Raw genomic sequence first — 16,703 nt, 5'->3', positions numbered from 1 at the left:
CCGGCGAAAGGACGGCGCATGCGCACGATCGTGATCACCGGGGCGAGTTCCGGAGTGGGTCTGGCCGCGGCGACGCGGTTGGCCGCGCAGGGCGACCAGGTGGTCGTCGTCGGGCGTGATCCCGGCCGGCTGGGCGCGGCGATGGCGGCGATCCGCGCGGCGGCGACCGGCCCGGCGCCGGGCGAGTTCCGGGCCGACTTCGAATCCCTGGACGAGGTACGGCGGCTCGCCGAGCGGCTGCTGGAGATGTACCCGGTCATCGACGTCCTCGCCAACAACGCCGGCGGCATGCTGGGGGCGTACCGGAAGACGGTGGACGGCTTCGAGGCGACCCTGGCGAGCAACCACCTCGCGCCTTTTCTTCTGACCCACCTGTTGCGGGAGCGGTTGCGCGGCGGCCGGGTGGTGAACACCGCCTCCCGGCGGCACCAGCCCACCCGGCTCGATCCGGACAATCTCACCGGCGATCCGGCGTCGTGGAACGCGTGGCGGTCCTACAGCGCGGGCAAGGGTGCCAACATCCTCTTCACGGCGGAGGCGGCCCGGCGCTGGCCGGACATCCTGTCGGTGTCCTTCCATCCGGGTGTGGTGCGCTCGAACTTCGGCGCGGACCCGGTGACCCGGCTCTTTTACAAGATCGCCCCGTTCCTGACCACCCCGGAGAAGGCGGCCGCGCTGCTGACGTGGCTGGCGACGGCGCCGGCGGAGGAGTTGCGCAACGGCGCGTATTACGTCGGGCACGACGTCACCGTGCCGGACCAGCGGCTCACCGACCCGGCGCTCGCCTCCCGGCTCTGGGAGGCGAGCGCGAAGGCCGTTGGCCTTTAAAGAAGGTCCAGCAGGGCGGCGTGCGTCTCCTGGTCCGCCGCGACCACCAGCCCGCCCACTCCGGTGTGCACCGGCTGCCCCTCGAGCCCGGTCACCACGCAGCCCGCCGCCTGGCACAGCGCGATCCCGGCGGCGAAGTGGACGCTGTCGCGCAGCTTTCCGTCGGTGACGTACGCGGCGCGGCGGCCGGCGGCGACCCAGGCGACCGCGAGGGTGCTGGACACCACCCGCGGCCCGAACGATCCGCCGAAACGGGGATCGGCGAGCAGGTCCACCGCCCGGAAGCGGGGTGCGTTGGGGAACGGCGGGTCGAGGTTGACGTCCACCAGCCGCGACTCCGGCGACGGTGCGAGCGGCTCGTCGGCGCCGTCGTGGCGCACCCAGGCGGTCTCGCCGTCGGTCCAGAACACCTCGCCGGAGAACGGGTCGGCCGACGCCGCCGCGGTGGTCTCCGAGCCGGTGCGCAGGGCGACGTTCACGGCGACCAGCATGGTGCGCGCCGCGAAGTTCCGTGTGCCGCAGAGCGGGTCGACGAGCCACATCCGCTCGGTGAGCGGCACGCCCGTGCGACCGCTTTCCTCGCCGGTCACGGCGTCGTCGGGGCGGGCGGCGCGCAGGACGTCGATGATGGCCTGTTCGGCCTCGAGGTCGGCGGAGGTGGCGAAGTCGCCGGCGGACTTGTCGTAGCGGGTCAACGCCGAACCGTACTTCTGGAGGACGACGTCGGCTCCCGCCCGCGCCGCCGCGATCGCCAGTTCCCCGTCTGTGATCATCATCGACGAAGGATAGGTTGACGGGATGGTCCCCGTCCCACCGCTGGTCACGCTGCACGTGTGGCGGGTGCCGCGGCGCCGGGTCGGGCGGGCTTTCGTCCGGATGGCGACCGATCCGCGGCGGTTGCGCCGGCTGCCGGGGGTGCGTTTCGGCAAGCTGCTCGGCACCGGGACGGGTACGAGCTTCGGGCCGGGCGACGCCGACCTGACCCGTTACGCCGCAGTGGTCTGCTGGGACCGCACCGACGGCGGTGACCTGGGCGGGGTCGGCGCGGCGTGGGAGGCGGTCGCGACGGCCTCCGCGCGGGTGGAGCTGCGGCCGCTGGCCAGTCGGGGTCGGTGGTCGAGGGCGGCGCCGTTCGGCGAGCCGGCGGGCGGACGCTGCGACGGGCCGGTGCTCGCGCTCACCCGGGCGCGGCTGCGGCCGGCGAAGGCGCTGACGTTCTGGACGGCCGTGCCGCCGGTCGCCCGTGAGCTCGCCGCCGCGCCGGGGCTGCTGGCCCGGTTCGGGGTCGGCGAGGCGCCGGTCGGCTGGCAGGGCACGGTCAGCGTGTGGCGGGACGCGGCGGATCTGACCCGCTTCGCGTACCGTCAGCCGGAGCACCGCGCGGTGATCGCGCGGACGGCGAGCGCGAGATGGTACGCCGAAGACCTGTTCGCCCGGTTCGCGGTGCTCGACATCAGCGGTGACAGGACCGTGCTGGGCTGGCGGGAAGGAGAGCGATGAGGCTCGTCCCCTGGCAGCCGGACGACATGCTCCGGCGGCTGGACGACGTGGTGAGCGTCTACGGCGAGGCGATGGGCTACCGCGCCGAGCTGTTGCAGACCCGCCGCGGATACATCGGCGCGCACGTGCGCCGGGCCGGCTTCCGGGCCGTGGCCACGCTGACCACCGACGGCCACCTCGCCGGTTTCGGGTACGGCTACGCGTCCGGCCCCGGCCAGTGGTGGCACGACCAGGTCCGCGCGGCGCTGGACGAGCCCGCCCGGCGGCGCTGGCTGTCCGACTGTTTCGAGGTGGTCGAGTTGCACGTGCGCCCGAGCGCGCAGGGGCACGGCATCGGGGCCCGCCAACTGCGGGCGCTGCTGGCGATGGCGGACGGCTCGACCGTGCTGCTGTCGACGCCGGAGGCCGACGAGCAGCGTTCCCGCGCCTGGCGCCTCTATCGCCGGTTCGGGTTCTCCGACGTCCTGCGCGACTTCTACTTCCCCGGCGACGAGCGGGCGTTCGCGATCCTCGGCCGCGGCCTGCCGCTGACCGAGCGCCCCCCGGCCGAGGAAGCACCAGCCGAGGACGCCCCGGGCATTGTCGGCATCTAAACGGCTGCTGTGGGCGCTGCTCGGCGCCCTCGTGGTGGTGCAGATCTGCTATCCGCTCACCCACGGTGAGGTCCGGGCCGGCCTCACGGTGACCACGGTCGTGCTGGGATACGTCCTCTCGGTGGCGCACGCCTGGCGCAGCCGGGGCGCCCGGGCCGCCCTCGCGCTGGTCGCCACGGCCACGCTGGGCGGGTTCGCGGTCGAGGCGGTCGGCGTGGCCACCGGCTTCCCGTTCGGCACGTACGACTACGCGGGGCTGCTCGGCCCGAAGGTGCTCGGCGTCCCGCTGATCATCCCGCTGGCCTGGACCTGGATGGCCTGGCCGGCGTGGCTGGCCGCGCTGCGCCTGGCCCGGACCCGGGCGGCGCGGATCGCCCTGGCCGCGTCGGGCCTCGCCGCCTGGGACCTCTTCCTCGACCCGCAGATGGTGGCCGAGGGGTACTGGACCTGGGACTCCCCCGATCCGGCGCTGCCCGGCGTCGCGGGCGTCCCGATCGGCAACTACCTGGGCTGGCTGGGCTTCGCGGTGCTGCTGATGACCGTCCTGGCCGCCGCGGTCGGACCGGCCGGCCGTCACCCTGGTGGGGACGCTCCGATGATGGTGCTGTGGCTGTGGACGTACGCTTCGTCCGTGCTCGCCCACGCGGTCTTCCTGGGGTTGCCCTGGTCCGCGCTCTGGGGCGGGGTGCTCATGGGCGCGGTGGTGCTGCCGCTGATCCCCGCGTTGCGGCGCGCCGCATGATCTGGTTGGCCCTGCTGCCGCTGGTGGCGCTGACCGGGCACACGCTGGTCAACGCCGCGCTGCTGCGCCGGCCCGTGCGGGGCGCGGTGGTCACTGAACGCGTCGCCGTGCTGATGCCGCTGCGTGACGAGGCGGGGCGGGTCACACCCTGCCTGGAGGCGCTGCTCGGTCAGCGCGGCGTGTCCGACCTGGAGATTCTTGTGCTGGACGACGGCTCGACCGACGGCACGGCCGACGTCGTGCGCCGGGTCGCCGGGGACCGGGTGCGGCTGCTGACGGGCGCGCCGCCGCCGGAGGGCTGGCTCGGCAAACCGTACGCCTGCGCGCAACTGGCCGAGGCCGCCCGCGACCGCGACGTGCTGGTCTTCGTCGACGCCGACGTCGTGCTGGCCGGTGACGCGGTGGCCGCCGGCGTCGCCCTGCTGCGGTCGGCTCGGGTCACGCTGCTGTCGCCGTACCCGCGGATCACCGGGGCGGGGCGTCTCGTCCAGCCGCTGCTGCAGTGGTCCTGGCTGACGTTCCTGCCGCTGCGGCTCATGGAACGCTCGCCGCGAGAGTCGCTGTCCGCCGCCGGCGGGCAGTGGCTGGTCGCCGACCGGGCCGGCTACGAGCGGGCGGGTGGGCACGCGGCCGTGCGCGGCGACGTGCTCGAGGATCTCGCTCTGGCGCGGGCGGTCAAGCGCTCCGGCGGGCGGGTCGCGCTCGCGGACGGGTCCCGGTTGGCCACCTGCCACATGTACGCGTCGTGGCGGGAGCTGGCCGACGGTTACGGCAAGTCATTGTGGGCGTCGTTCGGATCGCCGGTCGGTGCGGCCGCCGTCGTGCTTTCGCTGCTGCTTCTGTACGCGGCGCCGCCGGTGACCGCGGCACTCGCCCTGATGACCGCAAGCGTGGATCTTGCGTTGTGGAGTGTGTGCGCGTACGGAATCGGGGTCGTGGGAAGGGTGATCTCCGCGGCCGCGACGGGCGGGCGGACCTGGCCCGATCCGCTGGCCCAGCCGGTGTCGATCGTGGTCTTCGCGGGTCTGGTGGCGCGCTCGTTCGCGCGGCGCCGGCGCGGGCGGCTGAGCTGGCGTGGACGGCCGATTTGACCGGGTGCGGGTGGTGGCGGTGAGCCGGATCGTGGTGATCGGGGCGGGCGTCGGCGGGCTGGCCGCGGCGGTCCGGCTGGCGGAGGCGGGCCACGACGTGACCGTGCACGAGCGCGCGGCGACCGTCGGCGGCAAACTCGGCCGCTACGTTCGCGACGGCTTCCGTTTCGACACCGGGCCGAGCCTGCTGACACTGCCGCGGGTCTTCGCCGATCTGGGCATGGCGCTGGATCCGGTGCCGCTGGACCCGGTGGTGCGGCACGTGTTCCCGGACGGCAGCACCCTGGACTCGTCCTCCAACCCGGCGGTGTTCCAGACGCGGATCGCCGACGCGTTCGGAGCCGCGGCCGCCGCGGACTGGGCGCGTTTCTGGCGCCGGGCCGAGCGCATCTGGCGGGCGTCGTGGGGATCCGTGCTGCGACGCGAGGTCTCCCCCGCGACCCTGGCCCGGCTGTCGTGGCGCGTCGGCGACCTGGCGGCGATCGCACCGGGCCGCTCGCTGCGCGCCCTCGGCCGACGCTATCTGCGCGACCCGCGGCTACGGACGATGCTCGACCGGTACGCGACCTACACCGGCACCGATCCCCGCCGGGCCCCGGCGGCGCTCGCCGCGATCCCCTACGCGGAGCTGGCCTTCGGCGGCTGGTACCTGCCCGGCGGCCTGGGTGTGCTGGCGTCGGCGCTGCTGCGGCGCTGCGCCGCGCTGGGTGTCACGATCCACACGTCGTCGACCGTCACCGCGATCCGCACGAGCGAGGGTCGCGTCGTCGGGATCGCGACCGCTGCAGGCGGTGAGGTCCCGGCCGACATCGTGGTCTCCGACGTGGACGCGTCCACGCTCTATCGCGACCTGTTGCCCACCCCGGAGCGGCTGACCCGGCTGTCGGACCGCAGCCTGGCCGGCTTCGTGCTGCTGCTCGGCGTCCGGGGCGCGACGCCGCGACTCGCCCACCACACCGTCTTCTTCCCCCGCGACTACGACGCGGAGTTCGACGCGGTCTTCGGCGACCCGGGCCGCGGCCGCCGGGCGCGGCCGCCGTCGGATCCCGCCGTCTTCGTCACCCGCGCCGTCGACCCGGCCGTACACCCGCCGGGCACGGAGGCCTGGTTCGTCCTGGTGAACGCGCCCCGGCACGGCACCGACGCCGGCGCCGTCGACTGGCGCCGGCCCGGTCTCGCGGAGGATTACGGTACGCACATTCTGAACGTGCTCGCCTCCCGCGGCCTCGACGTCCGCGACCGCCTGGCGTTCCGCGAGACCCGCACCCCGGCCGACCTCGCCGAGGCCGCCGCCGCGCCGGGCGGGGCGATCTACGGCACGGCCGGCGGGCTGCTGCGACCGGCCAACCGCGGGCCGGTGGCGGGGCTGTTCCTGGTGGGCGGGTCGGCCCATCCGGGCGGCGGCCTACCGATGGTGACCCTGTCCGCGAAGATCGTCGCCGACCGGATCGGCCCGGCGGCGTCAGGCCGGGCCGTCTGACCCCCGTTGCTCCACCAGATCACGCAGGTCGGCCTCGGCCTCGCGCTCCTCGGCGCGGCGGTCCCGCAGGTCGGCCTCGGCGTCACGCTCGTCGGCGCGGCGGTCCCGCAGGTCGGCCGCGTCCTCGCGCTCGCGCAGACCCCGGCGGATCTCCGCGTCGATCTCGCGCTGCTCAGCCTCGCCCTGGTCACGCTGGTCGGCACGGGTCTCCCGCTGTTGGAGAAGCCGCTCGCGAGCGTCGAGCCGCGCCAGCTGCTGTTCGCCGAGCAGGTGCCGCTCATCGACCAACGCCTGCCGCTGATCGGCATGTTGGTCACGCAGGTCCGACCGGGAGTCCCGCATCTCGGCGTCGATCTCACGCTGCTCGACGTCGCGCTTACGGTCGTCGCCCCCAATGGCCGCCATGCCCGCAGAATACGCCCGGATCATCAGCAGCGCCGGGGTCAGGCGGGACGCCCGCCCTGCGCGGCGTGTGCGATGGCCCGCCGCAGCGCTGCCAGGGAGACCACCTGGTCGGACGCCATCTCGGTCAGCCCGACCTCGGCCCATTCGCGCAGCAACTGGGAGTAGGGCACGCCGGCCCTCGCCGCGGCATCCCGGATCCGCTGGGCGAGCGCTGTGGGCACCCGCAGGCCGAGAGGCACCATCGGCTCGGACTCGGGCACCGGAGGGAGCCGCACCGCGGCGGTCTCGTCGTAGGTGACCTCGCCGGCGGCGAACGCCGCGGCGGCGGCGGCGATCTGCTGGTCGGTGTGCTGCTGGGTCATGACGCTGCCTCCCATGCCTCGAACCGGGCGAGCTCCCGCGAGGTCATCTCGCGGGCGCCGATGATCTGCTGGTCCAGGCCGTCGAGCAGGCGCACGGCGACGACCAGCGGCCGCCCCGCCTGAGTGCGGCCGGAGATGGCCACGAACCGCACGCCGGCGCTCTGAGCGGCCAGCGGCATCCGCCGGGTCGCCGAGAGGACCTCGAGCACCTCGGTCGACTCGACGTTCCGCAGCGCGGCCAGCGCTTCGCTCAGCCATTCGTACCCCACCGACCCAGCGTAAAACGATTGTCAGACGCCGTCCAGCCGCGGCTGGGCCGGCAGGCGGGGGCGGATCGGACGGAGTTGGAGGATCGCGACGCAGGAGAGCACCAACACGCCGCCGGCCAACTGCACCGGGTTCAGGGATTCGCCGAGGGTGAGCGCGGCCAGCGCAGTGGTGACCACGGGTTCGAAGGTGGAAAGGATGGCCGCGGTCGACGGGCCGGTCCGTTTCAGGCCGGCGAAGAAGGCCAGCATCGCCACGACGGTGGAGACGACGGCGATACCGGCCAGCCACAGCCAGCCCGACACCGGGAAGTCGAGATCGACGCCGCCGGTGAGCAGGGCCCGAGCGCCGAGGGTGCCGGCCGCGCCGGTCATCACCAGCGTGGACAGCACCACGGGCGCCAGCCGGTGCACGACGGTGTCGGCGACGAGGATGTAGATCGTGTAGGTGATCGCGGCGCCGAAGGCCAGCAGCGCCGGAACCGGTGCGAAGCTCCCGCCGCCGGCTCCGAGCAGCACCAGCAGGGTGCCGAGCGACGCCACCAGCAACGCGACCACCCGTGCCGGGGTGAGCCGCTCGCGGCCGAGGAGCACCGCTGCCACGGTGACCAGCACCGGGTAGGTGTAGAGAATCAGCGACAGCAGCGAGGCGTCCATTCGCCGCAGGGCCGCGAAGAACAGGCTCGCCTGCGCGGCGTACCCGACCGCGCCCAGCCCGACGGCGGTCGCCAGTGCCCGACCTCGCCCGACTGCCGGTTCGCCTCGGTGGGGGTGCGGTTCCGCCCGGCGCAGCCCCGGCCGCAGGAGCAGCACCGCCGCGAGGAGCACGGCGGCCAGGGTGAAGCGCACCAGCAGCAGTGCGCCGGGCGTGACCCCGGCGTCGTAGGCGAGCTTGCCGAAGATCGCCATGGCGCCGAAGCACGCCGCGGAGACGAGACACAGCAGAGGACCCATGCCTGAAGGATCAGACACCGTGACCCGTTCGGTCTAGCGATGATTCCCGAGGGTGACTCAGTAGGATTCCTGCATGGTGTCGTTGGATCTGCGGCGGCTGCGGTTCCTTCGCGAGTTCGAGGAGCGGGGCACCCTCGGCGCGGTCGCCACGGCGTTGGGCTACAGCCCCTCGACGGTCTCCCAGCAGTTGGCGCTGCTGGAGAAGGATGTCGGCGCCCGCCTGTTCGAGAAGGCGGGGCGCGGGCTGCGGCTCAACGACGCCGGACACCTGCTCGCCCAGCACGCGCGCGTCCTGCTGTCCGCGGCCGAGGCGGCGGAGGCCGATCTGGCCGCGTTGGGCGGCGACATCCGCGGCACCGTACGCGCCGGCGGTCTGCAATCGGCGGCGCGGCGCCTGCTCGTGCCGGCCGTGGCCCGGATGATGGCCGAGCACCCGCGGGTCCGCGTCGAGGTTTTCGAACTCGAACTCGAACAGGCGCTGCCCGGGCTGCGGCTGGGCGCGGTCGACCTGGTGATCGGCGACGAGTACGACGGCCACCCCCGGCCCCGGCCGGCCGGGTTGCGCTTCACCGCCGCCCTGGAGGAGCCGATCAAGGTCGTCCTGCCCGCGGCCCATCCGCTCGCGGGGGCGGGAAGGCCCGTTCCGATCGCCCGACTGCGATCCGACATCTGGACCGCCTCGGCCGAGGGCACCGGCCACCACGCCATGGTCGTCGGCACCTGCCGGGCACTCGGCGGCTACGAACCGGACCTGCGGCATCGCTCCAACGACGCCGACGTGCAACTCGAACTGGTCCGCGTCGGGGCGGCCGTCGCCCTCATGCCACCGCTGGCCCTCCCCGCCGACGACCCCGCCATCGCCGTCCGTGACCTCGCCGAGGCCGCGCTCAGGCGCCGTCTCGTCACCGTCACCCGGGAGACCCCGCCGGCTCCCGCGCTCACCGCCTTCCTCAGGGCCGTGACGGACCAGGCGCGGAACAGCTAGGACCTACGGACACCTAGGACTTACAGCGGCTGGACGCCCAACGGCAGCTCGCCGGTGGCGATGTGGTCGAGCAGCGTCGCGCGCAGCGCCTCGGCCGCGTGCGGCAGCACCGCCCGGCGCCGGTGTGCGAGCGCGATCGTCCGGCGCATGCCCGGCGGGGCCAGCGGGGTCGCGCGCAGCAGCGGCCGGTTGGCCAGCACCATGCTCGGCACGAGCGCCACCCCCAGCCCCGCCTCGACGAAGGCCAGCACCGCGTCCATCTCGCCGCCCTCGACCGCGAAGCGCGGGAGGAAGCCGGCCCGCCGGCACGCCTCCAGGGTCACGTCCCGCAGGTCGTAGCCGGGGCGGAACATGACGAGCGGGGTGTCGCGCAGGTCGGTGAGGGCCAGTTCGCGAAAGACGGTCGGCGGCGGCCCGGACGCTACCGAGGCGACCACGAGGCTCTCGCGCAGCACCGGCGCGGCGTGCAGGGCCGCGTCCACGCCCTGCTCCGGCTGGACGATGAGGGCGAGGTCGAGGTCGCGGGCGAGCAGGTCGGCGATGAGATCCTGAGAGCTGCCCTCGTTGACGTGCAGGGCGATGTCGGGGTGCTCGGCGCGGAAGCGGTGCAGCACGGCCGGCACCAGCGAGGAGCAGAGGCTGGGGGTGGCGCCGACCCGGACGCGGCCGCGGCGCAGGCCGACGATCTCCTGCACCGCGTCACGGGCCGTGTCGGCGTCCGCGATCATGCGGCGGGCCAACGGCAGAAGGGTCTCCCCGGCGGCGGTGAGGGCCACCGCACCGCGCACACGCTCGAAGAGCGGGGCACCGAGCGTTGTTTCGAGGGTGTGAATCTGCTTACTTAAAGTCGGCTGTGAGACCCCGAGCACATCGGCCGCCTGGGTGAAATGCCGGGTTTCTACCACTGCTAGGAAGTATCGGAGCTGTTGAAGCTGCACTTCGATAGCCTACGTCTATGAGTACCCACACGATCATGCATTAGACGAATCGCGTCGGCGTTCCTACCGTCCAAGGAGTGTCGGTAGATACCAGAACTCCTCCCCCGAAGGCGACGGCCGAGCCCGCGAGCAAGGCCCTCGACTCCAAGGCGCCCGCGAAGCGGCGCCGCGGGGGGCTGCGATCCTCGATCGCGCTCAAGCTGCTCATGGCGGTCACCGGCCTGCTCCTGGTCGGCTTCCTGTACGCGCACATGATCGGCAACCTGAAGATCTTCGTCGGCGCCCAGGACTTCGACCACTACGCGCACTGGCTGCGCACCATCGGCGTGCCGCTGCTGCCGGAGACCTGGTACCTCTGGATCCAGCGCTTCGTCCTGACCGCCGCCCTGATCGCGCACATCGTGGCCGCGGCGATCCTCACCCGACGCGCCCGCAAGGCCCGCCCGGTGCGGTACGCGCACCGCACCAAGGTCCAGGGCAGCTACGCGGCGCGGACGATGCGCTGGGGCGGCGTGATCATCGCGCTGTTCGTGATCTTCCACATCCTCGACCTGACCACCGGCACGCTGAACCCGATCGGCGACCGGGAGCACCCGTACGCGAACGTGGTCGCCGACTTCGCGCCCGCCCGCTGGTACGTGACGCTCTTCTACACGCTCGCCATCGTGAGCGTCGGCTTCCACCTGCGGCACGGGCTGTTCAGCGCCGTCCGCACCATGGGCCAGAGCTCGCCGCGCGGCGAGCGTGTCGCCCGCGCGGTCGCGCTCCTGCTCTCCGTCGTCCTGGTCGTCGGCTACCTCTCGGTGCCGTTCGCCGTGCTCACCGGATTGGTGGACTGACATGACCGAGTCCTTCTGGACCGAGGGCGACCCGATCGCCGACACGGCGGCGCCCGACGGCCCCATCGAGACCCGCTGGGAGCGGCGCAAGTTCTCCGCCAAGCTGGTCAACCCCGCCAACCGCCGCAAGCTCACCGTCATCGTGGTCGGCACCGGCCTGGCCGGCGGCTCCGCCGCGGCGACCCTGGCCGAGGCCGGCTACAAGGTGCGCTCGTACTGCTACCAGGACAGCCCGCGGCGCGCGCACTCGATCGCCGCGCAGGGTGGCATCAACGCCGCGAAGAACTACCGCAACGACGGCGACTCGATCCACCGGCTGTTCTACGACACGGTCAAGGGCGGCGACTTCCGCGCCCGCGAGTCCAACGTGTACCGGCTGGCCCAGGTCAGCGTGAACATCATCGACCAGTGCGTCGCGCAGGGCGTGCCCTTCGCCCGCGAGTACGGCGGCCTGCTCGACAACCGCTCCTTCGGCGGCACCCAGGTGTCCCGCACGTTCTACGCCCGGGGTCAGACGGGCCAGCAGCTGCTGCTGGGCGCGTACCAGGCGATGGAGCGCCAGATCGGGCTCGGCAACATCGAGATGTTCGCCCGGCACGAGATGCTCGAACTCGTCATCGTCGACGGCAAGGCCCGCGGCATCGTGGTGCGCGACATGGTCACCGGCGAGATCACCACGGACCTGGCCGACGCGGTCGTGCTCGCCTCCGGCGGCTACGGCAACGTCTTCTTCCTCTCCACCAACGCCAAGGGCTGCAACGTCACGGCGAGCTGGCGGGCGCACCGCAAGGGCGCGCTGTTCGCCAACCCCTGCTACACGCAGATCCACCCCACGTGCATCCCCGAGTCCGGCTCGCACCAGAGCAAGCTCACGCTGATGAGCGAGTCGCTGCGCAACGACGGCCGCGTCTGGGTCCCGAAGCGCCGCGAGGACTGCGGCAAGCCGGCCGGCGACATCGCCGAGGCCGACCGCGACTACTACCTCGAGCGGATCTACCCGTCGTTCGGCAATCTGGTCCCCCGCGACATCGCGTCGCGCGCGGCCAAGAACGTGTGCGACGAGGGCCGCGGCGTGGGCCCCGGCGGCCTCGGCGTCTACCTCGACTTCGCGGACGCGATCGCCCGGCTGGGCCGCGACGCCGTCGAGGCCAAGTACGGCAACCTGTTCGAGATGTACCAGCGCATCACCGGCGAGGACCCGTACGAGACGCCGATGCGCATCTACCCCGCCGTGCACTACACGATGGGCGGGCTGTGGGTCGACTACGACCTGCAGTCGACGATCCCCGGGCTGTTCGTCGTCGGCGAGGCGAACTTCTCCGACCACGGCGCCAACCGGCTGGGCGCGTCGGCGCTCATGCAGGGCCTCGCGGACGGCTACTTCGTGCTGCCGCACACGCTCGCCAACTACCTCGCCTCCGGACCGTACGAGAAGATCTCGCCGGACCACGAGGAGGTCGTCGCCGCGCGGACGCAGGTCGAGGAGCGGATCCAGAAACTGCTGTCGATCAACGGCGACCGGACCGTCGACTCCTTCCACCGCGAACTCGGCCACATCATGTGGGAGTACTGCGGCATGGAACGCACCGAGGAGGGCCTGACCAAGGCCATCGGCCTCATCCGCGGCCTGCGCGAGGAATTCTGGACCCGGGTCAAGGTGCCCGGCACCGGCGAGCAGCTCAACCAGAACCTGGAGAAGGCCGGCCGCGTCGCCGACTTCCTCGAGCTCGGCGAGCTGATGTGCATCGACGCGCTGCACCGCGCTGAGTCCGCGGGTGGCCACTTCCGCGCCGAGAGCCAGACCCCGGACGGTGAGGCCATGCGCCACGACGACGAGTTCAGCTACGTCGCCGCCTGGGGGTACGGCGAGACCCCCACCCTCCACAAGGAACAGCTGGACTTCGAGTACGTCCACCCGAGCACGCGGAGCTACAAGTAATGGACATCCAGGTACGCGTGTGGCGCCAGTCCGGTCCGCAGGACAAGGGCAAGATGGTCACGTACGACGTGAAGGACATCTCGCCCGACGCCAGCTTCCTCGAGATGCTCGACGTCCTCAACGAGAAGCTGATCCTCGACGGCGACGACCCGATCGCCTTCGACCACGACTGCCGCGAGGGCATCTGCGGCATGTGCGGCATGATGATCAACGGCGTGGCCCACGGCCCCGAGCGGGCCACGACCACCTGCCAGCTGCACATGCGCCACTTCGACGACGGCGCCGTGATCGACATCGAGCCGTGGCGCGCGGCCCCCTTCCCGGTCGTCAAGGACCTGGTGGTCGACCGCGGCGCGTTCGACCGGATCATCCAGGCCGGCGGCTACATCACCGCCCCCACGGGTACGGCCCCGGACGCCCACGCCACCCCGGTCCCCAAGCCGGACGCGGACGCGGCCTTCGAGGCGGCGACCTGCATCGGCTGCGGCGCCTGCGTGGCGGCCTGCCCGAACGGCTCGTCGATGCTCTTCACCGCCGCGAAGGTGGCCCACCTCGGCCTGCTGCCCCAGGGCCAGCCGGAGCGGGACAGCCGCGTCATCGACATGCTGGAGGCCCAGGACGACGCGGGCTTCGGCGGCTGCACCAACATGGGCGAGTGCACGACGGTCTGCCCGAAGGGGATCCCGCTGACGCTGATCGGCCGCCTCAACAGCGACTACCGCAAGGCCATGAAGAAGCGCTGACCACGCCCGCACAACCCACGAAAGGCGACCCGTCCGCGGACGGGTCGCCTTTCGCATGGGCACACCGGCAGGTATAGCTTCCGCTATACTCGACCGATGGCTGCCGAGGGATGGGAGATCTTCGTCGTCCACGAGGTGCGGGACTGGATCTCCAGTCTCGAGCCGACAGCCAAGGCCCGCGTCGTGCAGGCGATCGACTTGCTCGCCGAGGTCGGACCGGGGCTCGGCCGGCCTTTGGTGGACACGATCCGTGACTCCGCTATCGCCAACCTCAAGGAACTGCGCCCCGGAACCGTACGGATCTTGTTCGCCTTCGACCCGTGGCGATCCAGCATCCTGCTCGTTGCCGGGGACAAGAGCGGAAGATGGAACGACTGGTACACCGAGGCCATCCCGCTGGCAGAGCAACGCTACGAGGCATATCTCAAAGAACGCGCCGACGAGGAAGGCCGGCAACCATGAGCGAATATGTGCGCTGGAGTGACATTCGCACCGGCCTGGTCGAGCAGGTGGGCGGCGAAGACGCGGTCGAGGCCGGCAAGCAGGAATTGCTGGCAACCGTCATCGGGCACCGCCTGGCCGAAGTGCGCCGCGCCCGAGGGCTGACCCAGCAGCAGGTCGCCGAACGCATGGGCGTGACCAAGGGCCGTGTCTCCCAGATCGAGCAGGGCAAGATCTCCGGCCAGGAGGTACTGGCCCGCTACGCCACTGCCCTCGGGGGCCGCCTCCACCAGGCGATCTACTTCGACGACGGCAACATCACCGCCATCGCATGACGCGAACCTGTCGACCTCTCCCACCTGGCGGCGAGGCGGACGGACCGCCGGGCGCCGTTGCGGAGCTGGTGTCCGCCGGCGCGGTGCGGGTCGGTGTCGATGGCGTGGACGGGGTCGGCAAGACCACGTTCGCGCGCCGGTTGGCCGCTGAGTTAGAGACGGCCGGGCGGTCCGCGATCCACATCTCCGCCGACGGCTTCCACCATCCCCGGGCCGTCCGTCACCGGCGCGGCCGGGACTCCGCGGAGGGCTTCTGGCTCGATTCCTACGACTACCCCGCGCTGATCGCGAACGTTCTCGCGCCGTTCGGCCCGGCCGGAAACCGCCGATACCGTACGGCCGTGCACGACGTCGACACGGACGAGGTGCTCGACCTGCCGTGGCTCACCGCCCCGGCGGACGCGATCGTCGTGGTCGACGGGCTGTTCCTGCACCGGGACGAGCTGGCGGCCCACTGGGACTTCTCCGTGTTCCTGTCCGCGCCGTTCGAGGTGACGGTCCCCCGCATGGCGGCCCGCGACGGCTCGCATCCCGACCCGGCACACCCCTCGCAGGCGCGGTACGTGCAGGGCCAGCGCCGGTACTTCGCCGCGTGCGAGCCGTGGCAGCGGGCCTCCGTGGTCGTCGACAACACCGACGTCACCCGCCCGCGCCGGGTCCTTCCCGCGGATGCCGGGGCCGAAGCCGAAGCCTGAGCGGCTGCCGGGCCGCGGCGCCGTCGGACGGCACCCGCGGCCGTCGCCTTACGAACCGCCGATTCCCGCGTAGACGAAGGACGTCAGCGTCTCGATCGCTTCGGCGTCGGGAAGCTCCCGCCCGAGTTCGGGGCCGCCGCCGGACTGCCACATCGCGGCGAAGGCTGGGACCAGGGTGGTGAAGGCGGTGGCGACCACGAGCGGATCCCCCGGCAGGGTCAGGCCGGCGTCGCGGGCGCGGGTCAAGTGGTCGGCTATGTGGCGCACGTCCGGCTCCACGAGCTGCCGGGCCCGCTCGGCGAAGGCCGCGTCGACCGTCGCCGCCTGCCGCAGGGCGTCCAGCACCACGTCGACTGGCGGATGGACGAGCTGCACGAGTCCACCCCGGACGTGCCGTACCCGAACATGTGGATGGTTCCGCAGTGGCGCACGTGCGAGCTGCTGGCCGCTCGGCACGCCGAGCTGGGCGGCACGATCGACTTCGGCGTCGCGGTGACCGGCTTGGACGAGCGTCAGGACGGCGTCCGGGTCACCCTGAGCAACGGCGAGGTCGTGACCGCACCGTACGTCGTCGGCGCGGACGGTGGCCGCAGCACCGTCCGGCAGGCCCTGGACATCGGCTTCGCGGGAGAGAACTACGAGACGCAGACGATGCTCATCGCCGACGTCCGCCTGACCGGCCTGAGCCGCGACGCCTGGCACATCTGGCCCGGCCCGGATGGCCGCGGCCAGCGGCTCGGCCTGTGCCCGCTGCCCGGCACCGACGTGTGGCAGCTGACCGCGCCCCTCGCCGGGTCGGTCGCCGAGGCCGTCGCCGACGCCGCTGAGGTCACGGAGGTGGGCTGGACCTCGCGGTTTCGCGCGAACATGCGGATGGCCGAACGCTACCGCGTGGGCCGGGTCTTCCTGGCCGGGGACGCCGCCCACGTGCATTCCCCCGCCGGCGGGCAGGGGCTGAACACCGGGATTCAGGACGCGTACAACCTGGGATGGAAGCTGGCCGCCGGGGACGACGCGCTGCTCGACACGTACGAAGCGGAGCGGTTGCCGGTCGCCGCCGCGGTGCTGGGCATCAGCTCCCGCCTGCACGCCCGGCGGACCGAGGACGCCGAGGAGGCCATGCGGCGCGACGACCCGGTGCTGCGCCAGTTGTCGCTGCACTATCGCGGAGGTCCCTTGTCCGCCGAGCACCGGCGGGAGCCGGGGTCGGTCCGGGCCGGCGACCGCGCACCGGACGCGCCCTGCCACGACGCCGCCGGAGTCCCGGTCCGCGTCTTCGACCTGCTCCGCGGCCCACATTGGACCCTGCTGGCGTTCGACGTCCCCGCGCCGGCGCTGGGTGACGCCATCCGGACCTTCTCGATCGTGCGTCCCGGCGCCGCGGCACCGGGCGTCATCGTCGACACCGACGGCCACGCGCACCGCGCCTACGACGTCAGCGCCCCCTGCTACGTCCTCGTACGCCCGGACAACTACCTCGGCTGCGTCACCGGGAACCCGGCCGACCTGAACACGTATCTCCGCTGACGAGACGGCCGGCGGACCCCCGTGTGGTCCCACCGGCCGT

At 72.6% G+C, this 16,703-nt stretch carries 21 protein-coding genes; 14 read left to right on the top strand and 7 right to left on the bottom strand.

Features of this window, described 5'->3' with window-relative positions; all coding sequences use genetic code 11:
• Positions 1–18: 18 nt before the first annotated feature.
• Positions 19–828, top strand: coding sequence for an SDR family NAD(P)-dependent oxidoreductase (locus tag AB0M36_RS21630; protein ID WP_364160143.1), 810 nt, complete (start codon positions 19–21; stop codon positions 826–828).
• Here the strand turns inward: AB0M36_RS21630 and AB0M36_RS21625 are convergent.
• Positions 825–1,604, bottom strand: coding sequence for an inositol monophosphatase family protein (locus AB0M36_RS21625; RefSeq protein ID WP_364160141.1), 780 nt, complete (start codon positions 1,602–1,604; stop codon positions 825–827). The genes AB0M36_RS21630 and AB0M36_RS21625 overlap by 4 nt on opposite strands.
• Before the next feature lie 22 nt (positions 1,605–1,626).
• On the opposite strand from AB0M36_RS21625, the gene AB0M36_RS21620 reads away from it, so the two are divergent.
• The 5 genes from AB0M36_RS21620 to crtI are packed head-to-tail and all read left to right on the top strand — an operon-like array spanning position 1,627 to position 6,234.
• The gene (locus tag AB0M36_RS21620) at positions 1,627–2,328 is read left to right on the top strand and encodes a monooxygenase (RefSeq protein ID WP_364160139.1); all 702 of its coding nucleotides are present in this window, start codon (positions 1,627–1,629) and stop codon (positions 2,326–2,328) included.
• Positions 2,325–2,921 carry a GNAT family N-acetyltransferase gene (locus tag AB0M36_RS21615; RefSeq protein ID WP_364160137.1) on the top strand — a complete coding sequence of 199 codons (597 nt, stop codon included), beginning with the start codon at positions 2,325–2,327 and terminating at the stop codon, positions 2,919–2,921. Before AB0M36_RS21620 ends, AB0M36_RS21615 begins: the two co-directional genes overlap by 4 nt.
• Positions 2,908–3,663 (top strand): carotenoid biosynthesis protein, encoded by a 756-nt coding sequence (locus AB0M36_RS21610; protein WP_364160135.1) that lies wholly within the window; start codon positions 2,908–2,910, stop codon positions 3,661–3,663. The genes AB0M36_RS21615 and AB0M36_RS21610 overlap by 14 nt, the downstream gene beginning before the upstream one ends.
• On the top strand, positions 3,660–4,754 hold the full coding sequence (locus AB0M36_RS21605; protein ID WP_364160133.1) for a glycosyltransferase family 2 protein: 1,095 nt from the start codon (positions 3,660–3,662) through the stop codon (positions 4,752–4,754). The genes AB0M36_RS21610 and AB0M36_RS21605 overlap by 4 nt, the downstream gene beginning before the upstream one ends.
• Before the next feature lie 19 nt (positions 4,755–4,773).
• Positions 4,774–6,234: a phytoene desaturase family protein gene (gene crtI / locus AB0M36_RS21600; protein ID WP_364160411.1), complete on the top strand. Its 1,461-nt coding sequence runs from the start codon at positions 4,774–4,776 to the stop codon at positions 6,232–6,234.
• Here the strand turns inward: crtI and AB0M36_RS21595 are convergent.
• The 4 genes from AB0M36_RS21595 to AB0M36_RS21580 are packed head-to-tail and all read right to left on the bottom strand — an operon-like array spanning position 6,217 to position 8,221.
• Positions 6,217–6,639, bottom strand: coding sequence for a hypothetical protein (locus AB0M36_RS21595; protein ID WP_364160131.1), 423 nt, complete (start codon positions 6,637–6,639; stop codon positions 6,217–6,219). The two genes, crtI and AB0M36_RS21595, sit on opposite strands and share 18 nt — an antisense overlap.
• Positions 6,640–6,677: 38 nt before the next feature.
• Entirely contained in the window at positions 6,678–7,001 is a 324-nt protein-coding gene (locus AB0M36_RS21590; RefSeq protein ID WP_364160129.1) for a hypothetical protein, read from the bottom strand.
• A complete protein-coding gene (locus AB0M36_RS21585; protein ID WP_364160127.1) occupies positions 6,998–7,270 on the bottom strand; it encodes a hypothetical protein in 273 nt (90 codons plus the stop codon). Before AB0M36_RS21585 ends, AB0M36_RS21590 begins: the two co-directional genes overlap by 4 nt.
• 21 nt (positions 7,271–7,291) lie before the next feature.
• Positions 7,292–8,221 (bottom strand): DMT family transporter, encoded by a 930-nt coding sequence (locus tag AB0M36_RS21580; RefSeq protein ID WP_364160125.1) that lies wholly within the window; start codon positions 8,219–8,221, stop codon positions 7,292–7,294.
• A 73-nt stretch (positions 8,222–8,294) separates the two neighbouring features.
• Between AB0M36_RS21580 and AB0M36_RS21575 the strand changes: the two genes are divergently transcribed.
• Positions 8,295–9,206 carry a LysR family transcriptional regulator gene (locus tag AB0M36_RS21575; RefSeq protein WP_364160123.1) on the top strand — a complete coding sequence of 304 codons (912 nt, stop codon included), beginning with the start codon at positions 8,295–8,297 and terminating at the stop codon, positions 9,204–9,206.
• Positions 9,207–9,226: 20 nt separating this feature from the next.
• Here the strand turns inward: AB0M36_RS21575 and AB0M36_RS21570 are convergent, their stop codons facing one another.
• Positions 9,227–10,150, bottom strand: coding sequence for a LysR substrate-binding domain-containing protein (locus AB0M36_RS21570; RefSeq protein ID WP_364160409.1), 924 nt, complete (start codon positions 10,148–10,150; stop codon positions 9,227–9,229).
• Positions 10,151–10,320: 170 nt separating this feature from the next.
• On the opposite strand from AB0M36_RS21570, the gene AB0M36_RS21565 reads away from it, so the two are divergent.
• From AB0M36_RS21565 to AB0M36_RS21540, 6 genes are all read left to right on the top strand, one after another.
• Entirely contained in the window at positions 10,321–10,983 is a 663-nt protein-coding gene (locus AB0M36_RS21565; protein WP_364160407.1) for a succinate dehydrogenase cytochrome b subunit, read from the top strand.
• Between the two features lies 1 nt (position 10,984).
• On the top strand, positions 10,985–12,922 hold the full coding sequence (locus AB0M36_RS21560) for a fumarate reductase/succinate dehydrogenase flavoprotein subunit (RefSeq protein ID WP_364160121.1): 1,938 nt from the start codon (positions 10,985–10,987) through the stop codon (positions 12,920–12,922).
• The gene (locus AB0M36_RS21555; protein WP_364160119.1) at positions 12,922–13,665 is read left to right on the top strand and encodes a succinate dehydrogenase/fumarate reductase iron-sulfur subunit; all 744 of its coding nucleotides are present in this window, start codon (positions 12,922–12,924) and stop codon (positions 13,663–13,665) included. The genes AB0M36_RS21560 and AB0M36_RS21555 overlap by 1 nt, the downstream gene beginning before the upstream one ends.
• A 96-nt stretch (positions 13,666–13,761) precedes the next feature.
• Entirely contained in the window at positions 13,762–14,127 is a 366-nt protein-coding gene (locus tag AB0M36_RS21550) for a type II toxin-antitoxin system RelE/ParE family toxin (RefSeq protein WP_364160117.1), read from the top strand.
• The gene (locus tag AB0M36_RS21545; RefSeq protein ID WP_364160115.1) at positions 14,124–14,441 is read left to right on the top strand and encodes a helix-turn-helix transcriptional regulator; all 318 of its coding nucleotides are present in this window, start codon (positions 14,124–14,126) and stop codon (positions 14,439–14,441) included. The genes AB0M36_RS21550 and AB0M36_RS21545 overlap by 4 nt, the downstream gene beginning before the upstream one ends.
• Positions 14,438–15,136: a uridine kinase gene (locus AB0M36_RS21540; protein ID WP_364160113.1), complete on the top strand. Its 699-nt coding sequence runs from the start codon at positions 14,438–14,440 to the stop codon at positions 15,134–15,136. Before AB0M36_RS21545 ends, AB0M36_RS21540 begins: the two co-directional genes overlap by 4 nt.
• 48 nt (positions 15,137–15,184) lie before the next feature.
• On the opposite strand, the gene AB0M36_RS21535 is transcribed toward AB0M36_RS21540, so the two are convergent.
• The gene (locus AB0M36_RS21535; RefSeq protein ID WP_364160111.1) at positions 15,185–15,511 is read right to left on the bottom strand and encodes a hypothetical protein; all 327 of its coding nucleotides are present in this window, start codon (positions 15,509–15,511) and stop codon (positions 15,185–15,187) included.
• Between AB0M36_RS21535 and AB0M36_RS21530 the strand changes: the two genes are divergently transcribed.
• Positions 15,497–16,663 carry an FAD-dependent monooxygenase gene (locus AB0M36_RS21530; protein ID WP_364160109.1) on the top strand — a complete coding sequence of 389 codons (1,167 nt, stop codon included), beginning with the start codon at positions 15,497–15,499 and terminating at the stop codon, positions 16,661–16,663. The two genes, AB0M36_RS21535 and AB0M36_RS21530, sit on opposite strands and share 15 nt — an antisense overlap.
• Positions 16,664–16,703: the final 40 nt, after the last annotated feature.

It is taken from the genome of Actinoplanes sp. NPDC051346 (genome assembly GCF_040682215.1).
In the GTDB taxonomy this organism is placed as follows: domain Bacteria; phylum Actinomycetota; class Actinomycetes; order Mycobacteriales; family Micromonosporaceae; genus Actinoplanes.
Note: the sequence above shows the minus strand (reverse complement) of the source record. Positions and strands in the feature narration are given on the sequence as shown.

Excerpts from the sequence above, each read along its gene's own strand:
- AB0M36_RS21540 (WP_364160113.1), top strand. The coding sequence starts at position 14,438 with ATGACGCGAACCTGTCGACCTCTCCCACCTGGCGGCGAGGCGGACGGA.
- AB0M36_RS21595 (WP_364160131.1), bottom strand. The coding sequence starts at position 6,639 with ATGGCGGCCATTGGGGGCGACGACCGTAAGCGCGACGTCGAGCAGCGT.
- AB0M36_RS21555 (WP_364160119.1), top strand. The coding sequence starts at position 12,922 with ATGGACATCCAGGTACGCGTGTGGCGCCAGTCCGGTCCGCAGGACAAG.
- AB0M36_RS21630 (WP_364160143.1), top strand. The coding sequence starts at position 19 with ATGCGCACGATCGTGATCACCGGGGCGAGTTCCGGAGTGGGTCTGGCC.
- AB0M36_RS21550 (WP_364160117.1), top strand. The coding sequence starts at position 13,762 with ATGGCTGCCGAGGGATGGGAGATCTTCGTCGTCCACGAGGTGCGGGAC.
- AB0M36_RS21580 (WP_364160125.1), bottom strand. The coding sequence starts at position 8,221 with ATGGGTCCTCTGCTGTGTCTCGTCTCCGCGGCGTGCTTCGGCGCCATG.
- AB0M36_RS21530 (WP_364160109.1), top strand. The coding sequence starts at position 15,497 with ATGGACGAGCTGCACGAGTCCACCCCGGACGTGCCGTACCCGAACATG.
- AB0M36_RS21590 (WP_364160129.1), bottom strand. The coding sequence starts at position 7,001 with ATGACCCAGCAGCACACCGACCAGCAGATCGCCGCCGCCGCCGCGGCG.
- AB0M36_RS21545 (WP_364160115.1), top strand. The coding sequence starts at position 14,124 with ATGAGCGAATATGTGCGCTGGAGTGACATTCGCACCGGCCTGGTCGAG.
- AB0M36_RS21560 (WP_364160121.1), top strand. The coding sequence starts at position 10,985 with ATGACCGAGTCCTTCTGGACCGAGGGCGACCCGATCGCCGACACGGCG.
- AB0M36_RS21625 (WP_364160141.1), bottom strand. The coding sequence starts at position 1,604 with ATGATGATCACAGACGGGGAACTGGCGATCGCGGCGGCGCGGGCGGGA.
- AB0M36_RS21620 (WP_364160139.1), top strand. The coding sequence starts at position 1,627 with ATGGTCCCCGTCCCACCGCTGGTCACGCTGCACGTGTGGCGGGTGCCG.
- AB0M36_RS21605 (WP_364160133.1), top strand. The coding sequence starts at position 3,660 with ATGATCTGGTTGGCCCTGCTGCCGCTGGTGGCGCTGACCGGGCACACG.
- AB0M36_RS21615 (WP_364160137.1), top strand. The coding sequence starts at position 2,325 with ATGAGGCTCGTCCCCTGGCAGCCGGACGACATGCTCCGGCGGCTGGAC.
- AB0M36_RS21575 (WP_364160123.1), top strand. The coding sequence starts at position 8,295 with ATGGTGTCGTTGGATCTGCGGCGGCTGCGGTTCCTTCGCGAGTTCGAG.